Origin of the sequence: Maritalea sp. (genome assembly GCF_051251695.1) — a bacterium.
Classification (GTDB): domain Bacteria; phylum Pseudomonadota; class Alphaproteobacteria; order Rhizobiales; family Devosiaceae; genus Maritalea.
Genome location: NZ_JBPOEU010000055.1, coordinates 1 through 7621 on the forward strand (window position 1 = coordinate 1; position 7621 = coordinate 7621).

Consider the following 7621-nt stretch of genomic DNA (forward strand, 5'->3'; position numbering starts at 1 on the left):
GGTCGAACGGGCCGGTTTCGAAAGCCGTTGTGCCTTTACGGGCACCCAGGGTTCGAATCCCTGTCTCTCCGCCATTTTCTCTTCTTCGTCATTGAGATTGGCTAACACCTTGAAGGGCAAGGTGGTTTTAGCGGTTCGAAACCCTTTGTCTCGGGCATATGGGATTGGGGCGTCGAATATCAGTTTTAGGACGGTTTGTCGGTCGAGAGGTCTTTCTGTTTCCCATAGTTTCCAAGGGTTTGAGAGAAAATTCATCGCGGCTCGAAAACTTCCGTCGAAGTCGGCGGTTTTGGGCTTGGATTTTTGCAAATCTTCCGAGATCAACGCCTTTTGCGCTTCTAGCTTGTCGATTTTGGCCTCGATGGCCCGCATGGTTGCAGCGCTGCCAGTAGCAATCAGCAAATCCGCCGCTTTGCGGATATCCGCCTCTATTCGTTTCAATTCCGTTTTCTGCGCCGCATGGTGTTGGGTGAGCGTGGCGATCCGGTCGTCCCAGATGTCGCGGAACATGGCGGAGGCCATGGCGATCAGGCTGCGGTTGGGGCGCAGAGCGTGGAGTAAGGCCTCAAAACCACTCTCGACATCTTGGCGTTTGATCGATTTTCGGCGGTCTGGGCAGGCCTTTTGGAAGCATTCGTAATACGGGTAACGTTTGTTACGCCCCTTTGCCCAATAGCCCGTTATAGGGTGGTTACAGCTGGCGCAGGCGACGATACCGCGTAGGGGAAAGTCCTCGGTTTTGGTTTTGACCTGCGCTGTTGGATTGCTGTTTTCGATCTTGGTTTGAATACGTTGGAACGTTTCCCAATCAATTAAGGCAGGATGTTTACCCTGCGTGAGACCAATGCCCCATGGTTTGTAGGCATAGTAGCCTGCGTAGATTTTGTTGGTGAGCAGGTTGCGGATGCGCTGCGGGTGGATTGCGCCTTTTGCATCGCGCGCAAAGATCGGATGCGGCTCTAGAAACCGCTTCACATCTGCCTGTGTCGCAAAGCGATTGGAGGCAAACCCCTCTAGCGCTTCTTGTAAAAGACTGGCAACAGGTTCGTCGCGCTCGAGCACTTTGCCTCCACCTGCGCCTTTGACGTATCTGTAGCCAGTTGGAACCCAAAAGCAGAAATATCCGGCCTTGAGCCGTGCGGTCATGCGGTGGCGCACCTGTTCGGCGTTCTTTTGGCGATGATGTTGGCTGACTGAGGCCAGCATGTTCTCGATTAACTGGCTGTCACTGTCTTCGCCAAATTCAATCGAGGGGCTTTCCAGCTTGGCCCCGACAGAGCCAATCGCGGCGCGGAGTTTAAGGTGCGCATCGAGGTCGCGGGCCAAGCGAGAAATATCATCAATGATGACAACGGGTTCTGCATTGCGATGTTTACGCAGCCACGCCAGCATGGATTTGATCGCAGGGCGGTCAACCAAACCGCCAGAGACACCTTCGTCTTGGAAGACCTGCACGATATCATAGCCTTTGTAGGCGGCAAAATCGCGGCATCGGCTTTCCTGACTGGCAAGCCCATCCCCTTTCTTGAGCTGGGCCTTGGAGGACACGCGCGTATAAATCACGGCTTGAATGCTGTTTTGGGTCATTCTTTGGGCTCCTTGGTTTGGGATATGTGTTTAGAGTCTAGCGCAGGCAATGGGTCTTTTGGTGAGAGACTGACCTCTTGGGCTGCAAAAATATGTGGACAACCGACCTGCGTCGTCGTGGCAAAGAGATGCTCCATCGCGCCCCAGAGGGGCAACAGATCGTCATCGCTATATACAGTTTGGTCGCCCTCGGCTTTGGCCAAGGCACGATACTTGTCGTAATCTGGTGACATGAAAAACGCTTTCCTGCGCCGCCCGTTTCGCCGAGGGCGAACCTCCGGTGTCACTGGGCAGTGCAAATTTTGTGAACTGGTAAGGAAACAAAATCCGCAAACCAAAAGACCCACGGGCGCGGCAAGGGCGCAAACTGGGTCAAATTCTGGACGGATGTGTGGGAATATTGTCCTAATCATCACATGAATTCCGTTTTTTGTCGAATGTTTTTAATTGGTTGCCCAAACTATGGCGTCGGACAACCTTGATCATTATGCCGCGTCTTGTTGAACTCTCGTTGCGACTGGATATTCACGTTTGTGGTATGTTGCCGCTGGAAAGGCCATGTATAGTGGCATCCAGTTCGGGTTGCTTGCTGTGCGGGTTCCGTTTAGGCAGTCTGTCAGGATCGCGCGTTGTGCCTTGGCTGTTGCGGTGAGGTTTGCGTCTGCGGTGTCCTTGCCTGCGACCGCGCATACCATCGTGTTCAGCACCTGTTTGTCGCGGATCAGATCGAAGAAGGTCTGCTCGGGTTGCCAATGCTGGGCAACATCCGTCTCCATGTCTTGTCCCAGATCGTCGAGGATCGGGCTTGTCACGGGCAGGCTATCGGCCATCAAGAACGTCAAGATGCGCAGCACGTCTTCGTCGTTCAACACCATCAGCCGCGCCAGCATTGTGCCCAGATCGGGACGCATCACATACCAGTCGTTGCGGGTGGGTAGGATCTGCTCGACGTCAATTTCCAACAGCGCGGCAATCTCGTCACGTTCCGCTTCAAAGGCATGCTGCGCGGGGCTGGCTGCAAGGCTGTCGGCGATTTCCGGTTTGGCCGTTTTCTGCGGATCGCGCTCGACGCTCCACAGTGATGATCCTGCCAACATATGGGCCACGAGAACCCGCAAGGCCAGATCAGACCGCCCCAAGATATCAGCCCGCACGGCGGCATGACGATGCAGATCAACATAGTTCTGCGCGGCTTTGGTGAGTTCTGGTTTGGGTTGCGGTGTTGCACCTGTCTTGGGTGTCTCGCGCCGTTTGGCTTCGGCGTTGGTGATATATCCCTCGTGGAACGTCACCTCGCCTTGCGTGCTCACAGTGATAAAGACCTTGCCACCCTCGGGTTTGTCTGTGCTTGTGTGCTCCCACGTCGCAAAATAACCACCAAGCTCCATCACAATAACATCCGCCCAACCGGCACCACGATACGCCTCAACCGTCTCGGCAATGGCTGCATTTTGCTGCGGCCAGAATGCCTCGGCATCCGCAAAATAGGCCTGCTCTCCGAAGAGGTCCGCCACGACCGCCAGCCCCGATGCATCCACATCAAACAGTGCGTTTACCGTCGGAATATGCGCCCCACCAAAGAGCCAATCTTTGAGGCGCGGCCCCGTTGGCGCATAGGCCCCGTCATCCTTGACACGCGCCCACCACGCCTTTTGTTGTTTCGGCGATGCCATGGTCAAATTGCGAACATCGGCCACGGACACATCGTCGTTGCGATAGGCGGTCAGGATCGGCGCATGCAGCCGCCCGAGGGCAAGGCGTTGGTTCACCATGCGCGGCGTGATCCCAAAGGTATCGGCGATCTCATCCGCACTGCGGCCTTCTTTGATCAGCTTGGCAAAGGCCTTGTATTGATCCACCTCATCCATCGGCAGACGCTCAATATTCTCGGCCAATGAGGCCTCAATCGCGGCGGCATCGTCACCTGCTGCCATGATCAGACAGGGCAGCGGATCAATTGCACTATCTTCGGCAATGATGCGGCAGGCATTCAAACGGCGTTGCCCCGCGATGACTTCAAAGCTGCCATCAACTTCGCGCACCAAAAGCGGTTGCAGCACGCCAAGGGCGCGGATGCTGGCGACCAGATCGGCACAATCCTTTGCGCCGAACTTACGGACATTCAATGGGCTAACGGTCAGTTGGTCTAGGTCAATATGTTGCAATGTCATGATGGTGTTCCTGTTCTGATACCGATGCAAAAGCGCACCCCGAAACCCCTCTTGCGCGGGGCTTGACGGCCTGCCCTTGCCCTTCTTCCGCTTGGCTCCATTCAGATCATCCAGCGGGCTGTCCACCGCCGCGACCATACCGGTGGCTACGCGCGCATACCGTGCTGTGGTCGTCAGTTTGGCATGGCCCAGAAGCGCCTGAATGACGCGGATAAGGATTCCTTTGTTGAACCGCACGCAATCGATTGTTAGCTTTCTTCAAATTAGGCTTTGTGCTGAACGGAGACGGAAATGAAGCGGGCACTGAAAATCATGGCGACTGCGCTAGTTGTTCTCGTTGTGGGCGTCGTCGGTTATGGCGCTTTGGGATACTGGGACGCCGTCCGTCAGTCGGGTGAATATGCGACGCGCGCTGATGCCTTGATAGCTGATGGCCGAGGTCCGGACGGTCTCGACGTTGAGCGCCTTCGACAACTCGTCTTAGTGCAAGACCCCGGCTATCTGGAGCATGGTGGTGTTGATCTCTCCACTCAAGGTGCCGGGCTGACAACGATCTCTCAGTCGCTTTCCAAACGATTGGGTTTCGATGAATTTCGCCCTGGCATCGGCAAGATAAGGCAAACGGGTTTTGCTGTGGGCTTGGAGAGCCAGCTCAACAAAAATCAAATTCTCGCACTCTGGCTTGATACCGTCGAGATGGGGCGCGGTCCCGATGGATGGATGACAGGATTGTTCCTCGCAAGTGAAAGCATCTATGGCCGACCGCTCATGGAGGTCACCGATCAGGAGTATCACCGTCTCTTAGCTGTGCTAATTGCTCCTGGTCAATTCCGGCTGCTCGAAGAAGACGATGCGCTTGACGATCGCAGCTCTCGAATTGCGAGACTGGTCTTGGGAGATTGTAGCCCGGACGGTCAAAGGGATGTGTGGCTTGACGGCGGCGCATAGGACTCCGCGCAGCAAAGCCCTACTGCGGCGAACGTGAAGCAGACTTTCAAGCGAGAGGGGCGAAAGCACACTTTGTCCGCGATGCCGCCATCCAGCAGGTCAAAATGCTGCGTTAACGGGGCAATGTCTGCTTCAGGGAAGCTGCGATGCAGCGACGATAGGAACGACCAAGGTCCGGTTTGGGCCGAGGCTAACATTTCGAGCCCACATCCCTCCGTGAACCACCTATCAGTTTTCACCCGCCAACGTCTTTAACCGTCCCGCCAAAATACCCACCCCAAACCCAAGAATTATCGGGGCGAGTATCTCTATTGCGAACACTAACCATTGATATGACAGTCTTGTAATAGTTAATTCGCTACCCGCCGCTTCCTGATAAACACGTAGCGGCACTCCGCCTTGCGTGACGATCCCTTGACCAAGGCTTGTCGCGCTAGTCTGCAGCGCCTCGTCGCTTTCGATGACGATAGGTATAGGCATGAAGACCCCGCCGGTTGGTGGCGCGAAGCCGGGTCTCAAAAGAACGTCGTCGTTTTCGTCACTAACAGTGAATAACGACGTCAATGTGATCTGACGCGCACCGATGCCCACGCGCACGGACATGTCGTTCCCGCCGTCAAACACCAGCTCAAGACCATCGAGCTGCGTTGCTGTTCGTTCAATGTCGTTACGCTGTTCGTCACTCAGCTGCAGGCGGTCCAGACGATAGAAATCGTTCACACCCTCGAGATGTCTTGGCGTTGCACTCGGCCATTGCGGTGTTGTGAACGGTTGCGACGCCTCAACCTTTTCAAAGCGACAGGGCGCTAGCAAAAACTGGGCGTCCTGGTCGTAAGGTTTGAACCGCACGCGGTGCTCCCACGTTCCATTGATGCGGCGCACGACCATGATTGGTTGTAGATCAACGGGCCAGTTTTCTGTCGCGCAGTCAAACCAAACCCGCACGACATCAACGCGCGGCGTAAACAACAACTTGGGCGACTTAACCGCAACCGTCATCAACAAGCCCACTAAGATCGCTGTGACAGCGATTCTTGTTCCAATAGTTTGGCGGCTGATCTCCTCAATAACCGGATTCACAGAAACCATGCTCCCCTAGGCAACAACGTTCGGAGGGGTGATTTCTGCCACGACGGGGAAGTGATCAGAAATCTTCCAATACTCGGTACCAGCCGACGTCTCGCGGGGGACCTTACCTGGAGCTACCCAGCTTGGAGTACTTCGAGAGTAAAGTATATGGTCGATCATCACGCGATGGTAGGTATCGTTGAAAATGGGGTCAGCGAAACGGGTGGTTGTCACGCCACTGAAATCGAGCCGTGCTCGCTCGCGGTCATCCAAAGCATCGAAGAGCGCATTTCCGAGGCTCAGGCTTGGTTTCCAAACGGAACCCATCAAAGTTTCCACCCCGCTAGCATTGAGCCGCATCTCGGACGTGTCGAAGCCCGGACCATCGTTGATGTCACCTGCCACGATTAGTGGGAGTGCTGCGGAGTCAGAGAGATAGACGTCTAAAAACGCTTCTCGAATGTGGCGACACTGCGCAAGTAAACGCATACGGTTGGCATCTGCTAATTGCCACCAGCGTGACCATTCATGCGCCGCAAAGATGCCCTTCGATTTCAAGTGGAGACCCATGATGTTGAAATCTGATCCCTGAGCCGGGTGGACCGTGACCCAGAGGGGACGGCGTTCATAGCGGAACCATTCAGGCACTTTGTCAGCGCCGAGGTCTAGGAAGAACGGCTCAGTTGCAGTGTGGATCAGCCCAGCCGCAGGGTCCTCCACATCCGTAGTGGTCATTGGCGTGTCCGCAAATTTTCCACGATCTGTTCTGAGGGCGATCCCGACGCATTGAGTAGAGGTGTTTTGACGTGAGTTGTCAGGGGCTGATGGAAAGCGGGAACGCTGGATGTAGACAGCCCACTCTGCATCCGAGATGGAGGCCATAAGGATTTTCAAATCCTCGGTTCGATCAGGACCTTCGACAATCAGCAGGATGTCCGGGTCTAAGTCGGCAAGTCCTTCGCGCAGCAAGGCTATGCGTTCTGCGACTGTGGGACCTTCGTTTTCCCATGGTGGACGAGGTCCGCGGACATTTCGGTCACCCTGTTTGAGTGCGCCTGCATTGCTGTCAACAAGGTCGTTAAGCCATTCCATGTTCCAAACAGCGAGTCTCATTATCTCAGCCTCCGTGTAGCCCCGATTGAATATTACGTTTAATCTAACACAGTTTTGTAAAACTTGGCGCTGAGAGTGGGTATTTAAATTGGAATGCGAAGAAACCCAATTCTGAGACTATTCAAATAGTCGTTTTGAGGTGCCCCTATCCGTATGTGTTTCTGAGTGCTTTACGCGCTGAAGGATAGATAAGTTGGAGCGACAAATATTTGGTCCATCAACCGCAATTTTCCCATTGTTTTTGAACTCGTGTCGAAAGCCCAAACATTGATTAAGGAGTTTTAGATGGCCAAAGGAGACCAACCTGATTTCATCGGAGAGAGGGATGCAACGGGAGAGCGGAGCGTCTCCCTTGCCACGAAGTGTTGGAGTCTGCCAACACACATCTTGCGAGTGCCGAAGGTACTCGTTTGCAGTTTACAGTTTAAGTGTTCTGCAATCGGTCACACACCTAGGCATGCGCGCTTTAAACGGAAGGGGCTTGGGCAAACATACCTAAATAATTATCCAAGCCGGCTCAAAGCCGCTGTTCATTGTTGAAATGGCAAAGGTTGGCTTTTGGTTGAATTGTCCCGCTGCAATTGTATTTGTTACGCCCTGCAAACATGCGTGGCGCGCTGCAATTGCGGCGGGCATTTGTGTGAACGTCTACTGTGTGAGGCGGTTTCAACCGGTCGACGCAACACTTTAATCTTTAGGAAGAGATGGAGTGTGCCCAATGAAGTATCGTCGCC

General features: G+C 54.4%; 6 protein-coding genes. 1 reads left to right on the forward strand and 5 read right to left on the reverse strand.

Annotated elements, in window-relative coordinates; translation table 11 throughout:
- The 3 genes from ACSHWX_RS17485 to ACSHWX_RS17495 form a co-directional block, all read right to left on the reverse strand.
- On the reverse strand, positions 1-1587 hold a 1587-nt coding region (locus ACSHWX_RS17485; protein ID WP_435669494.1), incomplete at its 3' end, for a recombinase family protein.
- Complete coding sequence (locus tag ACSHWX_RS17490) at positions 1584-1820, reverse strand: hypothetical protein (RefSeq protein WP_435669495.1); 237 nt, start codon at positions 1818-1820, stop codon at positions 1584-1586. The genes ACSHWX_RS17490 and ACSHWX_RS17485, both read right to left, overlap by 4 nt.
- 252 nt (positions 1821-2072) lie before the next feature.
- Positions 2073-3995, reverse strand: coding sequence for a ParB/RepB/Spo0J family partition protein (locus tag ACSHWX_RS17495; RefSeq protein WP_435669496.1), 1923 nt, complete (start codon positions 3993-3995; stop codon positions 2073-2075).
- Between the two features lie 75 nt (positions 3996-4070).
- Here ACSHWX_RS17495 and ACSHWX_RS17500 point away from each other — a divergent pair, with 75 nt between their 5' ends.
- Positions 4071-4706 carry a transglycosylase domain-containing protein gene (locus ACSHWX_RS17500; protein ID WP_435669497.1) on the forward strand — a complete coding sequence of 212 codons (636 nt, stop codon included), beginning with the start codon at positions 4071-4073 and terminating at the stop codon, positions 4704-4706.
- A 228-nt stretch (positions 4707-4934) separates the two neighbouring features.
- Here the strand turns inward: ACSHWX_RS17500 and ACSHWX_RS17505 are convergent, their stop codons facing one another.
- Positions 4935-5786, reverse strand: coding sequence for a hypothetical protein (locus ACSHWX_RS17505; protein ID WP_435669498.1), 852 nt, complete (start codon positions 5784-5786; stop codon positions 4935-4937).
- Positions 5787-5801: 15 nt separating this feature from the next.
- The gene (locus ACSHWX_RS17510) at positions 5802-6887 is read right to left on the reverse strand and encodes an endonuclease/exonuclease/phosphatase family protein (RefSeq protein ID WP_435669499.1); all 1086 of its coding nucleotides are present in this window, start codon (positions 6885-6887) and stop codon (positions 5802-5804) included.
- Positions 6888-7621: the final 734 nt, after the last annotated feature.